Origin of the sequence: Micromonospora sp. S-DT3-3-22 (assembly GCF_015354745.1) — a bacterium.
Taxonomy (GTDB): Bacteria; Actinomycetota; Actinomycetes; order Mycobacteriales; family Micromonosporaceae; genus Micromonospora; species Micromonospora wenchangensis.
The window spans coordinates 45,343-63,455 of the sequence record NZ_JACGMO010000003.1; the positions used below are offsets into that span (position 1 = coordinate 45,343).

Sequence of the window (18,113 nt, forward strand, 5' to 3'; positions counted from 1 at the left end):
GCCTACCGGCGCGGCTTCGGCGTCGCCCGCATCCGCACGTACGGCGGTCCGGCGTAGATCAGGTCGGCCTTCATCACCTGGTACGCCCGCTTGGGCTGGTAGTTCTCGTCGTAGATGGTGGCCAGGCCCTGCGGCGGGTCGTCGAAGGTGCCGGGCACCCAGGAGTGCCGGTCGGTGAAGCCCCAGACGGTGAACGACAGGCAGCGCGGCTCGGCCAGGCAGGCCTGCAACAGCACGTGGAAGTTCGCCGCGGACGCCTGGAGCCGGGGGTTGATCTCCTCCGAGTCACCGGCCTGCACCCCGTCGGTCAACCGGCTGCGCACGTCGACCTCGGTGAACGCGGTGGACAGTCCGAGCCCGGCGAACCGGTGCAGCGCGTCGGCGACCTGGAGGGTGTCGTAGTTGCCGTACTGGGTGCCCAGGTGGCCCTGGCTGCCGACCCCGTCGATCGGCACGCCCCGGGCCAGCAGGCCCTTGACCATGTCGTAGACGAACTGGGTCTTGTCGTTGGCCGGGTCGCCGGAGCCGAACGCCTCGATGTTGTAGTCGTTGTAGAACAGCAGGGCGGTCGGGTCCGCGGCGCGCGCCCAGCGGAACGCGTCCGCCACGTAACCGGGGCCGAGGTGCTCGGCCCAGAACCCCTTGTAGTGCAGGGTGGACGGGGTGTCCCAGGGGTCGCTGACGGCCTCGTTGACCACGTCCCACTGCCAGATCCTGCCCCGGTAGCGGCTGGCGACGGTGGTGATGTGCCTGCGCAGGATCGACCGCAGCTCGGTGTTGTCGATGGAGCCGTCGGCCACCCCGTCGGTGAGCCACTTGGGCAGCTGGCTGTGCCACACCAGCACGTGCCCCCGGACCTTCTGGCCGTTGCGCCGGGCGGTGGCGACGAGTTCGTCGGCCGCCGACCAGTCGTAGCTGCCCCGGGTCGGCTCCAGGGACTCCCACTTCATCACGTTCTCGGCGGTGACCGTGGAGAACTCGTCGCGCACGATCTCCCGGTAGCGGGGCTCGGCGGGGTCGGCGAGGGCGGCCATGTCGACCGCGGTGCCGACGTACAGGCCGTGGCGCTGGCCCAGGGCGCGCAGGCTCTGCGCGGTCGGGTCGTACGGCCGTTCGGCGGCGGCCGGTACGGCGTTCAACACACCGGCGGTCGCGACGGCGACCAACCCGGCAGCCATCCACCGTCTGAGCATCATCTGCGTTCCTTTCCCGAGGCACGTCGACGGGTCGACGGCGGCGAGGTGGGGCAGGGGCGCGGTGCGGCCACCGATGCGCGCGGGGGGACGGCCGCGCCGGAACCTACCGATAGTCAACTATCGATTTCCGGAAGTCGCCTGGAACGTTACGAGCGCGGACCCCCGGGGTCAACCATCGATACTTCCGGAACTCCTGGTCACGCCCCCGGCCGTGGATCGCAACAGTTTCGACGCCGACCGGCTCCGGGCACGACCACGACCGGCCCCGCCGGAGCCGGTCGTGGTGCGGTCGATCGTGGTGTGCCGGGCGGTCAGCGCTCCCGGTAGGTGGCCCGGTCGAAGTCCGCGTGCCCGCCGTCGCCGCCGAGATCCTGCACCCAGAGCCCGAGGAACGCCCCGGTGAACCCCCAGGCGGCCGGCTCGCCGTCGATGATCAGCGCGGCGTGCTCGTCGGAGAGGATGGTCGCGTCCAGCTCGGCCGGTAGCTGCTGCCAGCCGGCGCCCAGGTCGTAGCCGAAGCGCACCACCGGCCCGTCGAACTCGGCGCGCAGGCCGACCCGGGTGACGCCGTCGGTGTCCACGGTCAGCTCCGGGTAGGCGGTGCGCCGGCCGTTGTCGGAGCTGAGCAGCTCCAGCACGGTACGGCCGTCGTCGGCCCGGGTCAGGTAGAGGTGGTGCCAGTTCAGGGTGTTGTAGTACGCGGTGATCCCGGCGAGCTGACGGTGGTCGACCGGGTCGAACTCGACGACGGTCTCCAGGGCGCACCGGGTCGCGCCGACCCGGCGGGCGACCAGGCTGGGGGCCTGCCGTCCCACCGGCGACTGCCCACCGTGGACCCGCAGGTGCGACGGCCGGGAGCGCAGGTCGATCCAGTCCGGGGTGGCCGGCCGGCGCAACGTCGACCACGCCGGGCCCAGCTCGTCGGCGTCGAAGTCGTCGGTGGCGGGCTCCGCCGGCCACGGATGCGCCGGCAGGTCGGGGGCGTCGACCTCGTCGGCGGGCACCCCGCCGGGAATCCGGGGCCAACCGCCCGTGGGCCACTCGACCCGCTGGATCGCCGTCTCCCGGCCCAGCACGCAGCTGCCCAGCGGGGAGTAGGGGCGGCCGACCAGGTGGGCGAGGTACCACCCGCCGTCGGGGGTGCGGACCAGGCTGCCGTGGCCGGCCTTCTGCAACCGCAGGTCGGGTCGGCCCACCGAGGTGAGCAGCGGGCCGTCCGGGTCCACCTCGTACGGCCCGAACAGCTCGCGGGAGCGGGCCACGGTGACCTGGTGCTCCCAACTCGTGCCGCCCTCCGCGGTGATCAGCCAGTACCAGCCGTCGTGGCGGTAGAGGTGCGGGCCCTCGGTGACCCCGACCGGGGTGCCGGTGAACAGGATGCGGGGCCGGCCGACGAGCCGGCGCGCGGCCCGGTCGTACTGCTGGATCTCGATGCCGCCGAAGCGGTCCCGGCCGGGCCGCCAGTCGGCGCTCATGGCCAGCAGCCAGGTGGTGCCGTCGTCGTCGTGGAACAGCGCGGCGTCGAAGCCGCGCCCGTGCAGCTTCACCGGGTCCGACCAGGGGCCGGTGATGTCGGGCGCGGTGATCAGGAAGTTCTGCGGGTCCCAGTAGCCGCTGGCGAAGCTGGCCACGTCGCTGTAGACGAGGTGGAACTGCCCGTCGTGGTAGGTCAGGTCGGGTGCCCACACGCCGTTGGAGTCGCCGCAGCCGCGCAGGTCGAGCAGGCGGCGGTCGGTGATGATCCCGCCGAGCGGTCGCCAGTGCACCAGGTCGCGCGAGTGGTGCAGGCGGACCCCGGGATACCACTCGAACGTCGAGGTGGCCAGGTAGTAGTCGTCGCCGACCCGCAGGATCGACGGATCCGGGTGGAACCCGGCGAGGACGGGATTGCGGATCGACCGGGCAACGGTCGCCACTTCAGCGGTGTCGGTCGACACGTGCACTCCTCGGGCAGCTCTCGAAACTTTCGGAATCAGGGCCGTGGTCGGTGAAGCCCTGCACACGCTAGCCGTTTTCGCCGCGATAGGACAGAGGGCTTGACCCGCGTGGAAACAACTCGTAGCGTGCCCGCCATCGATCGGTAATACCGGCGACGCTCTGAAAGTTCCGGAGATACACGTTTCGAAACCCGCCGGCCCGGCCGGCGCCCGAGCACCTCGTGAGTCCCTGAAGGGATGGATCATGACAGCGCACCTCTCCCGCAGATCGCTGCTCGGCCTCGTCGGCGCCGGCGCCGGCGCCTACCTGCTCAGCGGCTGCAGCGACGACGCGTCCGACGACCCGGACGCGCCCCAGACGATCAACTGGTGGCACATCCAGAACACCGAGCCGATGCTGCCGGTCTGGGCGGCCGTGGCCCAGGAGTACCAGAGCGCGCACAGCAACGTGAAGATCGAGATCCAGCCGCTGGAGAACGAGGCGTTCAAGGCCAAGCTGACCACCGCCACCCAGGCCGGCTCCCCGCCGGACCTCTTCCAGTCCTGGGGTGGCGGGGTGCTCAAGCAGCAGGTCGACGCGGGCCTGGTCAAGGACCTCACCGAGACCGTCGCCCCGTGGAAGGACAGCCTGCTGCCGCTGTCCCTGGAGCCGTACACGGTGGACGGCAAGATCTACGGGGTGCCGTTCGACATCGGCATGGTCGGCTTCTGGTACAACAAGGACCTCTTCGCCAAGGCGCAGATCGCCGCGCCGCCGGCCACCTGGGCCGAGCTGCTCGACGTGGTCCGCAAGCTCAAGGCCGCCGGGGTCACCCCCGTGGCGCTGGCCGGCAAGGACAAGTGGCCGGCCCACTTCTACTGGGCCTACCTGTCCATGCGCATCGGCGGGCTGGGTGCCCTCCAGCAGGCCGCCAAGGACAAGAACTTCGAGACCCCCGACTTCGTGGCCGCCGGCGAGCGGTTCAAGGAGCTGATCGACCTCCAGCCGTTCCAGAAGGGCTTCCTCGGCGCCGAGTACGGCTCCCCGGACGGCCAGGCCGCCACCATGGGCAACGGCGGCGCCGCGCTGGAGCTGATGGGGCAGTGGGCGCCGTCGGTGCAGGCGTCCAGCTCGACCAGCAAGAAGGGGCTCGGCGACAAGCTCGGCTTCTTCCCGTTCCCGGCCGTCGACGGCGGCAAGGGCTCGGCCACCGAGGTCTTCGGCGGGGGCAACGGCTTCGCCATCGGCAAGGATGCCCCGCCGGCCACCATGGACTTCCTCAAGACCCTGCTCAGCGTCGACGTGCAGCGCCGCAGCACCAAGACCGGCGCGGTGCTGCCGACGGTCAAGGAAGCCACCGACGCCATCGCCGACCCGAACGCCAAGGTCGTCGCGCAGACCCTGGCCGCCGCCACCGGCTTCCAGCTCTACCTCGACCAGGCGTACCCGCCGGCCGTCGGCCAGCAGGTCAACGACAGCGTCGCCGCCCTGGTCGCCGGCAGCAAGTCACCCGCGCAGATCCTCAAGGACATCACCCAGGTGGCGAAGACCCAGTAGTGACGTCCCACCCCCACCGATCACCAGCCGCCGGCGAGAACTGAGTGGAGCAGGCATGACCACGCCATCGATCCTGTCGAATGCGGGACCCGGCGGCCGAGTGACCGAACCGTCGGGGCCGGGGCCGGGCGGCGTCCGCCGTACCGGCCGCCGGCCCCGGCCGGGCCGTCGCCGTGCCCTGGCCATCTTCCTCACCCCGTCCCTGCTGCTGTTCCTGCTGCTGGTGCTGGCGCCCATCGTGGTGGCCAGCTACGCCAGCCTGTACAAGTGGAACGGCTTCGGTCTGCCCGAGAACTTCGTCGGGCTGGACAACTACACCCGGGCCTTCGCCGATCCGGTGTTCCGGGGCGACCTGTGGCACGGGCTCGTGCTGATCGTGCTCTCCCTGGTCGTCCAGTTGCCGGTCGCGATGGGCCTGGCGATGCTGCTCAACCAGCCGCTGCGGGGACGCGCCATCTACCGGGTGATCTTCTTCGCCCCGTACGTACTCTCCGAGGTCACCACCGCGGTCCTGTTCAACCTGGTGTTCTCGCCCAACCGGGGGTTCGGTGACGCGATCTCCCGGTTCCTGGGGGCCGACGCGGGGGCCGTCTTCGCCGACCCGGACACCGTCCTGTACGCCGTCTTCCTGGTGGTCTCCTGGAAGTACTTCGGCCTCTACATGATCCTCTTCCTGGCCGCCCGGCAGAACATCCCCAAGGAACTCAACGAGGCGGCGGTCACCGACGGGGCCAACGCGTGGCAGGCGTTCCGGCTCGTCACCCTGCCGCTGCTCGGTCCGACCATCCGGATCAGCGTGTTCCTGTCGGTCATCGGCACCATCCAGCTCTTCGACATGGTCTGGGTGCTCACCGGCGGCGGCCCGATCCACGCCTCGGAGACCATGGCCGTGACGATGTTCCAGTACGGCTTCCGCCGCTTCGAGGTCGGCTACGCCAGCGCGATCAGCATCATCATGTTCCTGCTGAGCCTCGTCTTCGCCCTCATCTACCAGCGCATCGTCCTGCGCCGCGACACCGAGGGCGCCCTCACCGTCCAAGGAGACCAGCGATGACCAGCCCGGCGAACCCGGCCCAGCGGGCCCGCCGCCTCCTGCTGCACCTCATCTCCATCGCCGTCGGCGCGCTCATCGTGGTGCCGGTCTGGTTCGGGGTGATCGGCGGGTTCAAGGACAACGGGCAGCTCTCCACCAACCCGCTCGGCCTGCCCGACCCGTGGGCGCCGAGCAACTACCTCGACATCGTCACCGCCGGGGTGTTCTGGCGCAACGTGGGCAACAGCGTCTTCATCGCCGTGGCCAGCACGTTCGTCGTGGTCGCCGCGGCGGCGATGGCCGCGTACGTCTTCGCCCGCTTCGCCTTCCGGGGCCGGGAGTTCCTGGTCACCGTCTTCGCGATCGGGCTGATGTTCCCGTTCGCGGTGGCGATCCTGCCGCTGTTCATCCTGTTGCGCGGGATGGGGCTGCTGGACAACCCGCTCGGGGTGATCCTGCCGCAGGCCGCGTTCGGCCTGCCGATCACCATCATCATCCTGCGGCAGTTCTTCCGGACCATTCCCGGCGAGGTCGAGGAGGCGGCGACCCTCGACGGCTGCGGCCCGTTCGGTTTCTTCTGGCGGGTGCTGCTGCCGATGGCCCGGCCCGCCCTGGCCACCGTGTCGGTGCTGGCCCTGGTGAGCAGTTGGAACAACTTCATGCTGCCGCTGGTGGTGTTCACCGACCAGAGCTGGTGGACCCTGCCCCTCGGGGTCCAGGCGTTCCAGGGGCAGTACTCCGACGACACCGCGAAGGTGCTCGCCTACGTCGTGCTGTCGATGATCCCGGCGCTGGGCTTCTACGCCATCGCCGAACGTCAGCTCATCGGTGGGCTCTCCGGCAGCGTGAAGGGGTGACCCCGACCTGCTGCGATAGCCTTCTGCGACCGTAGTTCCCCCGACCGAAAGGGCGACCGTGGGCTCCGAGAACGGCAGGAACGTCACCATCGCGATGATCGCGCGGTTGGCGGGCGTCTCCGTGCCCACGGTCTCCCGGGTGATCAACGGCCGGTCCGACGTCGCCCCGCAGACCCGGGAACGGGTGGAGGAACTGCTCACCCGGCACGGCTACCGTCCCCGCTCGGCGGCGCGACGCACCCAGTCCGCCCTGATCGACCTGGTCTTCAACGACCTGGACAGCCCGTGGGCCGTGGAGATCATCCGTGGGGTGGAGGACGTCGCGCAGGCCAGTGGGGCCGGCACGGTCGTGTCGGCCATCCACCGGCGCACCTCGTCGGCCAAACAGTGGCTGGACAACATGCGCACCCGCTCCACCGAGGGGGTCATCTTCGTGACCTCGATGGTGGAGCCGCCGTTGCAGGCCGAGCTGCGCCGGCTGCGGCTGCCGGTGGTCATCGTCGACCCGGCCGGGGTGGCCCCCCAGGAGGCCCCCACCATCGGCGCCACCAACTGGGCGGGCAGCCTGCGCGCCAACCAGTACCTGCTCGGCCTCGGCCACCGGCGGATCGGCTTCATCGCCGGTCCGCCGCAGCTGATGTGCAGCCGGGCCCGGATGGACGGCTACCGGGCCGCGCTCGACGCCGCCGGCCTCGCCGTCGACGACCGGCTGGTGCGGCCCGGCAACTTCTACCACGAGTCCGGATACACCGCCGGCATGCACCTGCTGGGCCTGCCCGAACCGCCCACCGCGATCTTCGCCTCCAGCGACCAGATGGCGCTCGGCGTCTACGAGGCGGTCCGCAAGCGTGGCCTGCGGGTGCCCGACGACGTCAGCGTGGTCGGCTTCGACGACCTGCCGGAGGTCCGCTGGTGCTCGCCGCCGCTGACCACGATCCGGCAACCGCTGGCCGAGATGGGCATGCTGGCCGCCCGTACCGTGCTGCGGCTGGCCCGGGGCGAGACGATCGAGAGCCCACGCATCGAACTCGCCACCGATCTGGTCGTCCGGGACAGCGCCGCCCCGCCACGTAGCCGCTGATCCGATCCGCTCCCGGCGGTGGCGCGCCCGCGCCCGTCCGGGGCGGCGCGGCGGCCGGGACGGCATTGCATCGATGTTTATCGAATGCCAGACTGTTCTGGCGTCGTCACGCTCGGGAGCCAGCGTGACCACTCGTGCACCGGTCCGTCGGACACGCGAGGTGGCCGCGCCATCCCGCGCCGGGCAGTCCGCGACGCTGACCACCGGTCACCCGCCCGCGCCCGACCGGGGCACGTGGCCGACCGGTCGGCCGGCATTCCCCGGCCACGACGGTCGACGGTCGCGCGGCACCCCACCCGCCCACCGCACGGTGGGCGACAGTCCCGGAATCCGGCACCCCAGGCCCGTCCCGGCCGCCGGTTCCGCCCCGCAACCCCTCGGAGGTACGGATGCTCCGCACGTTCGGCGTGGTGCTGGCGACCACGACCCTGACCCTGGCCGGCTGGGCCGGTACGCTCACCGGCGCCCAGGCGCAGCCGGTCCTGTCGGCCACCCCCACGCCCACCCCCACCTACGCGTGCCCCCCGGCGCTGCCGGTCTCCGGCCAGTTCCTGTCGGCCACCACCACGAGCATCACCGTCCGCTACTCGATGCTCCTCAGCCCGCCGTGCGGGTACGACCCGCCGATGACCCTGGTCCTCTTCGCCAGCCGCGAGGACGCCACGGCGTGGCGGAACCCGGTGGCCTCGGCGGTGTCCGGCCCGCAACGGTACGGGGACATCACCGTCGAGGGCCTGACCCCGGACAGCGAGTACTGGTTCCGGTTCAGCGCGGGGGAGAAGCACGACCCGTACGTGATCAGCGGGCCGGTGCGGACGCTGTCCGCCGCGTCGCCGACGTGCGGGGCGACGATCACCGTCGACAACCGGTGGACCGGCGGGTACGCCGCCACGGTGACCGTGCGCAACACGGCGGCGGAGACGCTCAACGGCTGGCAGGTCACCTGGCGGTGGTCCGGCGACGAACGCATCTCGGCACTCTGGAACGGGGTGCTCAGCACCTCCGGCGTCGACGTCACGGTGCGCAACGCCTCCTACAACGGGACGCTGGCCCCGGGCGCGACCACGACGTTCGGCATGCTCGTCTGGACCGGTGCGCCCGGCGCGCTGACCCTGGCCTGCGGCCGGTGACCGTCGCCGCCGGCCGGCAGGCGGTGGACGTGCCGGCACGCGCCCGGACCGGGCGGGGCTGAACCCGCGGCGCGGCGCTGCCGTCCACCGGGCGGCAGCGCCGCGGCGCGGTGGCCCGACCGGCGTCGATGCGGGCCGGACCCGGTGGTCGAAAGGAGCGGTCGACGAGGTGCGGCGGCGCGCTACGCGGTGAGCGACGCCGTGATCCGGGTGTACTCGGCGGCCATCTCCGGCTCGGCGAGGAAGTCGTCGAGCGCCGCCGGGACCCGGTGGTCGACCTCCTCCAGGGAACGGATGGCGAGTTCGTACAGCTCGCCGCGCCGGTGCTCCTCAAGGTAGCTGGTCCAGTGCTCCAGGGCCGACAGGGCGACGATCAGGCCCGGGTCCATGTCGCCGTCGGCGAGGATGCCCGCGTCGATGCGGTCGAGGTGCCCCCGCAGCTCGGTCGCGTCGGCCGTGGCGACGCTCTCCCGGGCGGCGGTCAGCGCGGCCCAGGCGTCTTCGTCCAGGTCGTCCTCGCCGGCCCCGTCGGCCAGGCCGGACGCCAGCACCCGGGTGACGGTCGCCTGCCCGAAGGCGTGCAGGTCGTCCTCGTCGGCCGCGTCGACCAGCTCACGGATGGCCGAGTCGCACTCGTCGTATCGCACCGCGCCAGGGTAGTGCCCGGCCGGCGGGTCGCCGACGGTGGGCCGTCCCACCCGGCCGGGACGGCGGCCCCGCCCCGGCCGGCACCGGCGACGCCTACGGCCGCCAGCGGATGTTCGGGTTCACCTGCCCGGTCCAGTTGAAGATGGCCATGTTGTCCCACTGGTTGCCGGTGCCGTTGATGTTCGCCGGGTCCCACCCGTTGCCGGGCACCGCGTACCAGGTCGGCTCCCAGTAGAAGACGCCGACCGCGCCGGCGTTGCGGGCGGTGTCCTGCACCCAGGAGAACTCGGTGGCCTGGCCGGCCCAGCTCGCCTGGTGCCCCGCGCACGGTTCGGTGCCGTTGATCGCGTTCGGCTCGCCGTCGGCGTTCGCGGCGGTGAACGGGTACGCCGTCTCGGTGAGCACCACCGGCTTGCCGTACCGGGTGCGGACGTCGGTGATGACGTTGTAGAGGTTGGTCAGCGTGCCGTGCCACATGCAGTAGTACGACAGGGCGGTGAGGTCCCACTGCACGCCCTTGGCCCGGATGCCGTCGTAGAACCAGCGGGCGTGGTCCATGCTGTCCGCGTTGGCGGTGTGGATGATCACCTGGGTGCCGCCGTTGCACTGCTTCGTCGCCTGGTAACCGGCCTTGAGCAGCAGGCTGAGGTTGGTGAAGTCGTTGTTGACGACCTTGCCGTCGTTCCACAGCATGCCGACGTTGATCTCGTTGCCGATCTGCACGCTGTCCGGCGTGGTGCCCTGGTTGCGCAGGCTGGTGCACACGTCGTAGGTGTAGTTGTAGACGTCGGTCTGGAGCTGGCCGATGCCGTGGTTGGCCCAGGCGGCGGGCTTGTACTGCTTGCCCGGGTCGGCCCAGGTGTCCGAGTAGTGGAAGTCGATCATGAGCTTGAGGCCCTTGGCCTTGACCGTCTTCGCGTACGCCAGCACCTTCGCCTTGTTGTTCCAGCCGCTGGCCGGGTTGTTCCAGACCCGGAGCCGGACGTAGTTGACGCCGAGGCCCTTGAGGATGTCGAGCGGGTCGCGGGCGGTGCCGGCGGCGTCGTAGTACCGCGCGCCGAGGTCCAGGCTGCGCTGCACGGAGGAGACGTCCGCGCCGAGCATGGTCAGCGTGTTCGCGGCCGACGCCGACGTCGGCGGGCCGAGCAGGGCGGCCGGCAGGGCGACCGCCGCGAGGAACGCGACGGCCCAGGCCCGCAGGCGGGATCGGTACGGAGTCATCCGGACCTCCTCGGTGGTGGGGTGGTGGGGGACCTGCCGGCGTCGGGACGGTGACACCAATAGATGCACATGACTATACCGGGGTGGGGTCGGGTCGCCGACGCGCGAGCGGGCCACCCGGGAAACCCGGATGGCCCGCCCGCGTCACGGACGCGTCAGAGGTTCAGGCTCCAACTGTTGAGGTAACCGGTGTCCAGGCTCGCCGCGTCCTGCACCCGCAGCCGCCAGGCGCCGTTCGCCACCTCCGAGGAGAGGTTCACGGTGTACGTCTGGTCGATGTTGTCGGCGCTGCCCCCGGAGCGGCTCTGCAGCGTGTACACGCTGCCGTCCGGGGCGATCAGGCTGACCACGAGGTCACCGATGTAGGTGTGCACGATGTGCACCTCGACCTTGCTGGTGGTTGACGGGGTCGCCGCGCAGCCGCTGATCACGATGGTGCTCTCCACCGTCGAGTTGTCGGCGATCGGCACGTCGGTGCCGTTGCTGCCGGAGCAGCCCGGCAGCCCGTTCACCGTCACGTTCAGCGTGGTCGTCCGGGCCACCGAGGGGGCGGTGCCCACCACCGTGATCGGCACCGTGCCGCTGCCGGCGGTGGCGGCGGCGGTGACCGTCACCGTGGTCGACCCACCGGCGGTGACCGACGCCGGGGAGAACGACACGCTCACCCCGGCCGGCAGCGGGCCGGTCGAGAAGGTGACCGTCTCGGCGGTGCCCCGGATGACCGTGGTGGTGACCGTGGCGGTGCCCGAGGTGCCCGGGTCGATGGTCAGCGTCGCCGGGGCGACCGCGACGGTGAAGTCGTTGGCGGCGCACGACTCGGTGCCGGTGACGTTCACCGCGGTCCAGGCGGCCATCACGGCCTTGTACTCGGTGGAGCACAGGCCGTACAGGTCGGTGGCGGCCGAGAGGGTGTGCAGCCGCGCGGTGTTGGTCGGCTGGGCGGTGTTCACGTAGCGGGTGTTCGAGACGAAGTACGCGTCCAGGGCGCGGAACCAGATCTTCTCCGCCTTCGCCCGACCGATCCCGGTCACCGGCGGCGCGGAGCCGCACAGCGGCGAGGTGCCGTACGAGGTCGCCCCGGAGCCCTCGGCCAGGTTGAAGAAGAAGTGGTTGGCCACGCCGGAGGAGTAGTGCACGTCGATGCTGTTGGTGCTGCTCGACCAGCAGCCGTGCGACGAGCCGTCCAGCGTCGGGTTGTACATGTAGCGCAGCGGGGTGCCGTTGCCGTTGATGTTGATCTTCTCGCCGACCTGGTAGTCGCCGGGGTCGGCGGTGGTGTTCGCGTAGAACTCCACCATGTTGCCGAAGATGTCGCTGGTGGCCTCGTTCAGGCCGCCGGACTCGCCGGAGTAGGTCAGGCCGCCGGGGACCACGTTCTCGGTGACGCCGTGGGACATCTCGTGCCCGGCCACGTCGAGGGCGACCAGCGGCCGGGCGTTGCCCGAGCCGTCGCCGTAGGTCATCTGCGCGCCGTCCCAGAAGGCGTTGACGTACGCGTTGCCGTAGTGCACCCGGCTCGGCACGCCGGTGCCGTTGCCGAAGATGCCGTTGCGGCCGTGCACGTTCGTGAAGTAGTCGAACGTCATGGCCGCGCCGAAGTGCGCGTCGACGGCGGCGGACTGCCGGTTCGAGGCCGCCCCGGTGCCCCACACGTTGTCGGCGTCGGTGAAGGTGGTGCAGGTCGAGGTGCCGTTGTTCATGTCGCAGGTACGGCCGTTGCCCCGGGTCGGGTCGATCATGCTGTAGGTCGACCCGGACAGCGTGGTGTCGATCGAGACCGGGCCGGCGTAGACGCTGTTGCCGGTGCCGACCACGGACTCGATCTCGTCGAACGAGCCGATCCGCGCGCCGGTCAGCGCGTCGCTGATCACGTGCAGCTTCGAGGGGGTCTGCCCGTCCGGCGCCCAACCGGTGACCACGGTCTCCCAGGCGAGCCGTCCGGTGCCGCTGCTCGCGTCGACGAACAGCTCCGCCGCCCCGGTGCCGGTGATCCGGCCGGAGAACGCGGTGGTCGCCGCCTTGCGGGCCTTGGCGGCGCTGACCTTCGGGGTGGTGGCGAGGCTCAGCGGCGCGGCCAGGCCGACCGAGCTGCCGGCGTAGTCACCGTCGGCCCCGGTGCGGATGACGACGTCCCCGCCGTAGACCCGGAGCCCGTCGTAGGTGCGGGTGTAGCGGACCGTGCCCCGGCCCTGGGCGTCCCGCTTGCTGCTGTGCACGGCGTAGCGGTCCTTCGCCGAGGTCCGGACGGCGCGGGAGTGCTCCTTGAGCGCGGTGTCGGCGGCGGCGACCAGCGCCGGTCCCGGGGTGGCGGGCGGAGCGGCGGACGCACCCGTGGTGGTGACCACGAGACCACTGCCGACCAGCATGGTGACGCCGGCCAGCGCTAGGGCTGATCTCAAACTGACCTCCCCAATCCGAGATGCTCTCGCATCTTTCGATGACGCGATCATCGTCGGCTGTGGAGAGTCTGGGAAGACGGTTATCGATGGATAACCATACCGAAGTATCCATCTTCCCGAGGTGATGACCGGCGAGCCACCCCCGAGGTGTTCCGTCCCGGTTACGGCTGGAACACGCCGGCAACAATCGCCGGCCGGTCAGCGCAGACCGGCGAACAGGTCGTCCTCGGGTAGCGCCGCCCCGGTGGTGTCACGGACCCGGACGAAGGTTTCCCGGCCCATCAGCTCGACGAAGCGGTCCCGCCCCATCCGCAGGAAGAAGATGTTCTCGGTCTGGCTGGCGTGTGCGGCCAGCGCGTCGAACTTCTGCGCCCCCCAGTTGCTGGTGTCCACCCAGGTGGTGATCTCGTCGTCGGGCAGGCCGAGCTGCGGGCCCGCCCCCTCCGCGCCCTCCGTCTCGTCCGGCTCGGCCCACTCGACGCCCAACTCCTTCATCACCCGGCCGAACTCCGCGAACGCCGTCCGCGGCACGGTGGTCCAGTAGACCTTCGCCGGGATGTCGGTCAGCTCGACGGCGGCCATGGTGATCCGGTGGGCCTGGATGTGGTCCGGGTGGCCGTAGAAGCCGTTCTCGTCGTAGGTGACCACCACGTCCGGCCGGTACCGGCGGATCAGCTCCGCCAGCCGCTGCGCCGCCTCCGCCACCGGAGTGGTCCAGAACGCGCCCGGCAACTCGTTGGTTGACCAGCCCATCATCCCGGAGTCGGCGTAGCCGAGCGTCTCCAGGTGGCTGACCTTCAACGCCGCGCAACTGGCCTCCAGCTCGGCCTGCCGCATCGCCGCCACGGCGGCCGGGTCGTGCCCCGGGTCGCCCGGCTTGACCCCGCCGGGGCCGTCGCCGCAACCGCCGTCGGTGCAGGTCACCAACACCGTCGTGATGCCCTCCGCCGCATACCGGGCCAACACGCCACCGGTGCTCGTCGCCTCGTCGTCGGGGTGCGCGTGCACCGCCATCAGGGTCAGACCTCGCTCAGCCATGCCCTCACCCTAGGCGGCCCGACCGACCGCGGCGGGCACCGGCCCGCAGGGGAGCCGGCCGGACGACGCGCTGCGGCGGCGGCGGATACGCGGCGGGCAACGACCCGGCAGGGGACCGGCCGGGCGAGGTGCGCCGCAGCGTCGGCGGATACGCGGCGGGCACCGACCCGGCAGGGGACCGGCCGGGCGAGGTGCGCCGCAGCGGCGGCGGATAATGGCCGCCATGACCACCAGCTGGAACGTCCCGGGTCTGCCGTTCGCCCTGTCACCGTCGCCCGAGGCGGCGTGGACGCTCGCCGAGGCCGACGGCGCGGTGACCGGGTCGGCGGCCCCGCGCAGCGACATCTTCATCGACCCGGCGGCGGGTGACCCGGCCGCCGGGGCGACGCTCGACGCGGCGACCCTGCTCGGCCCGCCTCCGGACGGCGACTTCCAGTTCAGCGCCCGGGTCACCGTCGACTTCGCGGCCACCTACGACGCCGGGGTGCTGCTGCTCTGGGTCGACGAGCGGCACTGGGGCAAGCTCTGCTTCGAACTCTCTCCCGACGGCGAACCGATGATCGTCTCGGTGGTCGCCCGGGGCGTCGCCGACGACGCCAACGCCTTCGTCGTCGACGCCCGTACGGTCTGGCTGCGGGTGTCCCGGATCGACCACGCGTTCGCGTACCACGCCTCGGTCGACGGACGGACCTGGCGGATGGTCAGGTACTTCGGCATCGACGGCGCGGCCACCGCCGCCACGATCGGCCTGGAGGCGCAGTCGCCCACCGGCGACGGCTGCCGGGTCGTCTTCGACGACATCCGCTTTACCCGCGACCGGCTGGCCGACCTGCGGGACGGCTCCTGACCCGGTCCCCGGTCGCCCCGGGCGGGTGGGGACGTTCGACCCGCACGGGCTCGCCCCGGACGAGTTCGTCGTGCAGGCGTCGGCGGGCGGCGGTGACGGCGCGGCCGGCGCGCACGTCGCCCTCGGCGAGGCGCCGCCGCAGCAGCCGCAGGGCGGCGGCGCGGTTGAGGCTGAACTGCCGTTCGGTGTCGACCACGACGACGGTGCCGGAGGGGCGGTGGGTCGCCCGCGCCGCCGTGCTGGCCTTGTTCCGGTGCTGACCGCCCGGTCCGCCGGTGCGGCAGGCGACGACGTGCACGTCGGCCTCGACGAACGCGGTGCTCGGAGTGTCCACCCGGCACGGCCGGGCGGTGACGTACCAGTTCTTCCGACCGGTCGCCGGCCGGTACGGGCTGGGCGCCTGCCAGCACAGGGTGCCCGTCCACCCGGCGGCGAACGCCGCCGCGCCGGGCCCGTCGAGCCGGACCAGGACCGACCGGTAGGTGCCCGGCCGGTCACCGGGGACGGACTCGACCCGGTGGCTGTCCACCCGGTGCCGGGCGGCGTCGGCCGCCAACCGGCCCAGCAGCCGGGCCACCGCCCAGGCGCACTCCTGCGGGCCGCGCCCGGCCGACAGGAGCAGGTGGACGCTCACCCCCGACCCCGCCGACGCCCGTCCCGGCGGGCCGGCCCGATGTCGGGCGTCTTGTAGGTGACCAGCGGGACGGTGCTCGCCACCGGGGTGGCCAGGTCGTGCGCGACGAGGTCGGCGATCACCTGCTCGATGCGTTTGTAGGCCGTCGGGGCCTCCTCGAACAGCAACTGCCGGTCGCCGCACACCACCAGCGACCCCACCGGCGTACGCCGCAGCTGCGCGACGGTGTGTTTGGCCCGCCCCCGGCGCAGCGCGTCGGCGCGGGACATCTTGCGACCCGCGCCGTGGGCCACGGAGTGGTTGGCCGCCGGGCCCGCGTGCCCGGCCACCAGGTACGACGGGGTGCCCCGGGTGCCGGCGACCAGCACGTCCCGGCCGTCGCCCGGGGCCGCCCCCTTGCGGTGCAGGTATCCGCCGTCGCGGACCTCGACCAGGTTGTGGCACTGGTCGACGACCGGCTCGGTGGGCTCGGCCCCCAGGGCGTGGGCGACCCGGGCGGCCAGCACCCGCCGGTTGAGCGCACCCCAGCGGACCGCCGCGTCGTGCCGCGCCAGGTAGCCGGCCGGGTCGGGGGCCGGCCCCGCGCCGTACGCCTCGGTGTGGGCCCGCAGGATCCGCTCGCCCAGGCCCCGCGACCCGCTGTGCACGATGAGCACGAGGTCACCGGTGGTGAGCCCGAGCCGGCCCGCGTGGTCCGCCGCGAGGACGGTGTCGATCCGGGCCAGTTCGACGAAGTGGTTGCCCCGACCGACCGTGCCGAGCCCCTCGACGTGACCGGCGGGCGGCTCGCCGGGCGCGACGGCCCGGGCCGGATCGTCGGGGTCCGGCGACCGGTCCAGATCCGGGAACCGGGCGGCGATCCGCTCGGGCACGGCCCGCTTCAGGCCGATCGGGAAGACGGCGATGCCGCACCCGATGTCGGAGCCCACCAGGTGCGGGTAGAGCACGGTCGAGGCCATCGCCGCGCCGATCGGGGCGCCCTTGCCCGGGTGCAGGTCGGGCATGGCGGCGACGTGCCGCATGCCGTCGAGGGCGGCCACCTGGTGGCACTGCCGGACGGCGTCGGACTCGATCCAGCTGTCGGGGGAGGCGAAGACGGTGACGGTGGCCGTGGTCGGCGGCGGCAGGGAATGCTGTGGGGACACGGACGCTCGTTTCGGGTGACGGGAACGGACGGACGGCGCGCGGCGGCACGACGGCGTGCGAGGGCGCGCGGCGCGGCGCGGGCGGGATGCGGAGGTGTCCGTCAGTACGTCATGCCCGTCAGCCTGGCCCACCGGACCGCTCCCGCCAACCGGTTTTCGGCCGGCCGCTCAGCCGACCGGCATCCCCAACGGGTCGGCGAGCAGCCGGGTGAAGCCGAGTTCCGCCGCGCCGACCAGGGTGGCGTCGTCGCCGAGGGCGGACACCCGCAGCTGCGCCCGGGTACGCGAGACCGGCAGGACGTTGACGGCGATCCGCTCCCGCACGTGCGCCGCCGAGCCCCGGTACACCTCCCGCAGCATCCCGCCGAAGATCACCATGCCGGGGTTGAACAGGTTGATCACGTTCGCCACCCCGATGCCCAGCCAGTCGCCGACGGTCCGCAGCGCCTCCCGGGCCGTCGGGTCGCCCCGGTCCGCCGCGTCCACCACCTCCCGGACGGCGCCCCGGCCGATCCGGTCGGCGGGCCGACCCGCCGCGTCGAGCAGCGCCCGCTCCCCGACCTCCGCCTCCAGGCAGCCGCGCGAACCACACCCGCACGGTCTGCCGTCGTACGGGTTGACCAGCATGTGACCGACCTCGGAGCCGTACCCGCCGTCGCCGCCGAGCAGTTCGCCACCGACGATGATCCCGCCGCCGACCCCGACGTCGCCGTGCAGGTAGACCAGGTTGTTCACCCCGACACCCACCCCGCGCTGGTGCTCGGCCACCGCGCCCAGGTGAGCCTCGTTGCCGACGAGGACCGGCAGCCCGAGATCGAGCCGGCGGGCCAGTTCCGCGCCGAACGCCTGATCCACCCAGCCCATGTCCGGCCCGAAGCGCACCATCCCGTCGCCCGGCCGGATCATCCCGCAGTACGACGCGCCGATCCCGACGCAGGTCGCCCCCGACGCCGCCGTGCCGTGCAACTGCCGCCCGAGGTCGGCCAGCACGCGGACGACGGTGTCCAGGTCCGCGCCCGCGCGGGCCCGGTGCGCCTCGCGGCGGTCCTGGATCGCCCCGCCCAGCCCCACCCGGGCCGCGACCAGCCGGTCCACCGCGATGTCGAAGGCGAGCACGTACACCCGGTCGGCGGCCGGCCGGACCACCAGGGACGGCCGACCGGCCCGCCCGGTCAGTTCGGGGAAGCCCTCCCGGACCAGGCCGGCCGCGACCAGTTCCGTGGTGAGCGCCAGGACCGTGCTGCGGTTGACGCCCAGCCACTCGGCCAGGCCGGCCCGCGACACCGGGCCACCGAGATGCACCCGCCGCAGCAGCGCCCCGAGGCTCCGGCGGCGGCTGTCACCCGGCGACTGCCCGTCCACGGTCGGACTTCTCGGCATCACGAGGCGGACCCTGTCGATCGGCGGTTG

At 72.2% G+C, this 18,113-nt stretch carries 15 protein-coding genes; 6 read left to right on the forward strand and 9 right to left on the reverse strand.

Going from position 1 to position 18,113, the window contains the following annotated elements:
* Positions 1-2: 2 nt before the first annotated feature.
* Together H1A17_RS01360 and H1A17_RS01365 are read right to left on the reverse strand one after the other, a co-directional pair.
* A complete protein-coding gene (locus H1A17_RS01360) occupies positions 3-1,196 on the reverse strand; it encodes an endo-1,4-beta-xylanase (protein WP_145920245.1) in 1,194 nt (397 codons plus the stop codon).
* Between the two features lie 311 nt (positions 1,197-1,507).
* Positions 1,508-3,133: a glycoside hydrolase family 43 protein gene (locus H1A17_RS01365; RefSeq protein ID WP_194820825.1), complete on the reverse strand. Its 1,626-nt coding sequence runs from the start codon at positions 3,131-3,133 to the stop codon at positions 1,508-1,510.
* A 244-nt stretch (positions 3,134-3,377) separates the two neighbouring features.
* Here H1A17_RS01365 and H1A17_RS01370 point away from each other — a divergent pair, with 244 nt between their 5' ends.
* The 5 genes from H1A17_RS01370 (at position 3,378) to H1A17_RS01390 (ending at position 8,771) form a co-directional block, all read left to right on the forward strand.
* Positions 3,378-4,670 (forward strand): extracellular solute-binding protein, encoded by a 1,293-nt coding sequence (locus tag H1A17_RS01370; RefSeq protein ID WP_194820826.1) that lies wholly within the window; start codon positions 3,378-3,380, stop codon positions 4,668-4,670.
* A gap of 55 nt (positions 4,671-4,725) precedes the next feature.
* Positions 4,726-5,724: a carbohydrate ABC transporter permease gene (locus tag H1A17_RS01375; protein WP_145920242.1), complete on the forward strand. Its 999-nt coding sequence runs from the start codon at positions 4,726-4,728 to the stop codon at positions 5,722-5,724.
* A complete protein-coding gene (locus H1A17_RS01380; protein WP_145920241.1) occupies positions 5,721-6,560 on the forward strand; it encodes a carbohydrate ABC transporter permease in 840 nt (279 codons plus the stop codon). Before H1A17_RS01375 ends, H1A17_RS01380 begins: the two co-directional genes overlap by 4 nt.
* A gap of 94 nt (positions 6,561-6,654) precedes the next feature.
* Positions 6,655-7,641 carry a LacI family DNA-binding transcriptional regulator gene (locus tag H1A17_RS01385; RefSeq protein WP_228542718.1) on the forward strand — a complete coding sequence of 329 codons (987 nt, stop codon included), beginning with the start codon at positions 6,655-6,657 and terminating at the stop codon, positions 7,639-7,641.
* 389 nt (positions 7,642-8,030) lie between these two features.
* Positions 8,031-8,771 (forward strand): cellulose binding domain-containing protein, encoded by a 741-nt coding sequence (locus H1A17_RS01390; protein WP_145920239.1) that lies wholly within the window; start codon positions 8,031-8,033, stop codon positions 8,769-8,771.
* 182 nt (positions 8,772-8,953) lie between these two features.
* On the opposite strand, the gene H1A17_RS01395 is transcribed toward H1A17_RS01390, so the two are convergent.
* From H1A17_RS01395 to H1A17_RS01410, 4 genes are all read right to left on the reverse strand, one after another.
* Positions 8,954-9,418 carry a hypothetical protein gene (locus tag H1A17_RS01395; RefSeq protein ID WP_145920238.1) on the reverse strand — a complete coding sequence of 155 codons (465 nt, stop codon included), beginning with the start codon at positions 9,416-9,418 and terminating at the stop codon, positions 8,954-8,956.
* Positions 9,419-9,512: 94 nt separating this feature from the next.
* Positions 9,513-10,640 carry a glycosyl hydrolase 53 family protein gene (locus H1A17_RS01400; RefSeq protein WP_145920237.1) on the reverse strand — a complete coding sequence of 376 codons (1,128 nt, stop codon included), beginning with the start codon at positions 10,638-10,640 and terminating at the stop codon, positions 9,513-9,515.
* 155 nt (positions 10,641-10,795) lie between these two features.
* Positions 10,796-13,039, reverse strand: a complete 2,244-nt coding sequence (locus H1A17_RS01405) for a M4 family metallopeptidase (protein ID WP_168222506.1) — start codon at positions 13,037-13,039, stop codon at positions 10,796-10,798.
* 198 nt (positions 13,040-13,237) lie between these two features.
* Complete coding sequence (locus tag H1A17_RS01410) at positions 13,238-14,077, reverse strand: PIG-L family deacetylase (RefSeq protein WP_145920236.1); 840 nt, start codon at positions 14,075-14,077, stop codon at positions 13,238-13,240.
* 223 nt (positions 14,078-14,300) lie between these two features.
* On the opposite strand from H1A17_RS01410, the gene H1A17_RS01415 reads away from it, so the two are divergent.
* Complete coding sequence (locus tag H1A17_RS01415; protein WP_145920235.1) at positions 14,301-14,924, forward strand: DUF1349 domain-containing protein; 624 nt, start codon at positions 14,301-14,303, stop codon at positions 14,922-14,924.
* On the opposite strand, the gene prfH is transcribed toward H1A17_RS01415, so the two are convergent.
* The 3 genes from prfH to H1A17_RS01430 form a co-directional block, all read right to left on the reverse strand.
* On the reverse strand, positions 14,884-15,558 hold the full coding sequence (gene prfH, locus H1A17_RS01420; protein ID WP_145920234.1) for a peptide chain release factor H: 675 nt from the start codon (positions 15,556-15,558) through the stop codon (positions 14,884-14,886). The two genes, H1A17_RS01415 and prfH, sit on opposite strands and share 41 nt — an antisense overlap.
* Positions 15,555-16,703, reverse strand: a complete 1,149-nt coding sequence (locus H1A17_RS01425) for an RNA ligase RtcB family protein (RefSeq protein ID WP_194820827.1) — start codon at positions 16,701-16,703, stop codon at positions 15,555-15,557. The genes prfH and H1A17_RS01425 overlap by 4 nt, the downstream gene beginning before the upstream one ends.
* Before the next feature lie 168 nt (positions 16,704-16,871).
* Positions 16,872-18,083: an ROK family transcriptional regulator gene (locus tag H1A17_RS01430; protein WP_145920233.1), complete on the reverse strand. Its 1,212-nt coding sequence runs from the start codon at positions 18,081-18,083 to the stop codon at positions 16,872-16,874.
* Positions 18,084-18,113: the final 30 nt, after the last annotated feature.

Coding starts and splice junctions, on each gene's coding strand:
- H1A17_RS01360 (WP_145920245.1), bottom strand. CDS start 1,196: ATGATGCTCAGACGGTGGATGGCTGCCGGGTTGGTCGCCGTCGCGACC.
- H1A17_RS01370 (WP_194820826.1), top strand. CDS start 3,378: ATGACAGCGCACCTCTCCCGCAGATCGCTGCTCGGCCTCGTCGGCGCC.
- H1A17_RS01375 (WP_145920242.1), top strand. CDS start 4,726: ATGACCACGCCATCGATCCTGTCGAATGCGGGACCCGGCGGCCGAGTG.
- H1A17_RS01380 (WP_145920241.1), top strand. CDS start 5,721: ATGACCAGCCCGGCGAACCCGGCCCAGCGGGCCCGCCGCCTCCTGCTG.
- H1A17_RS01385 (WP_228542718.1), top strand. CDS start 6,655: ATGATCGCGCGGTTGGCGGGCGTCTCCGTGCCCACGGTCTCCCGGGTG.
- H1A17_RS01390 (WP_145920239.1), top strand. CDS start 8,031: ATGCTCCGCACGTTCGGCGTGGTGCTGGCGACCACGACCCTGACCCTG.
- H1A17_RS01400 (WP_145920237.1), bottom strand. CDS start 10,640: ATGACTCCGTACCGATCCCGCCTGCGGGCCTGGGCCGTCGCGTTCCTC.
- H1A17_RS01410 (WP_145920236.1), bottom strand. CDS start 14,077: ATGGCTGAGCGAGGTCTGACCCTGATGGCGGTGCACGCGCACCCCGAC.
- H1A17_RS01415 (WP_145920235.1), top strand. CDS start 14,301: ATGACCACCAGCTGGAACGTCCCGGGTCTGCCGTTCGCCCTGTCACCG.
- H1A17_RS01430 (WP_145920233.1), bottom strand. CDS start 18,083: ATGCCGAGAAGTCCGACCGTGGACGGGCAGTCGCCGGGTGACAGCCGC.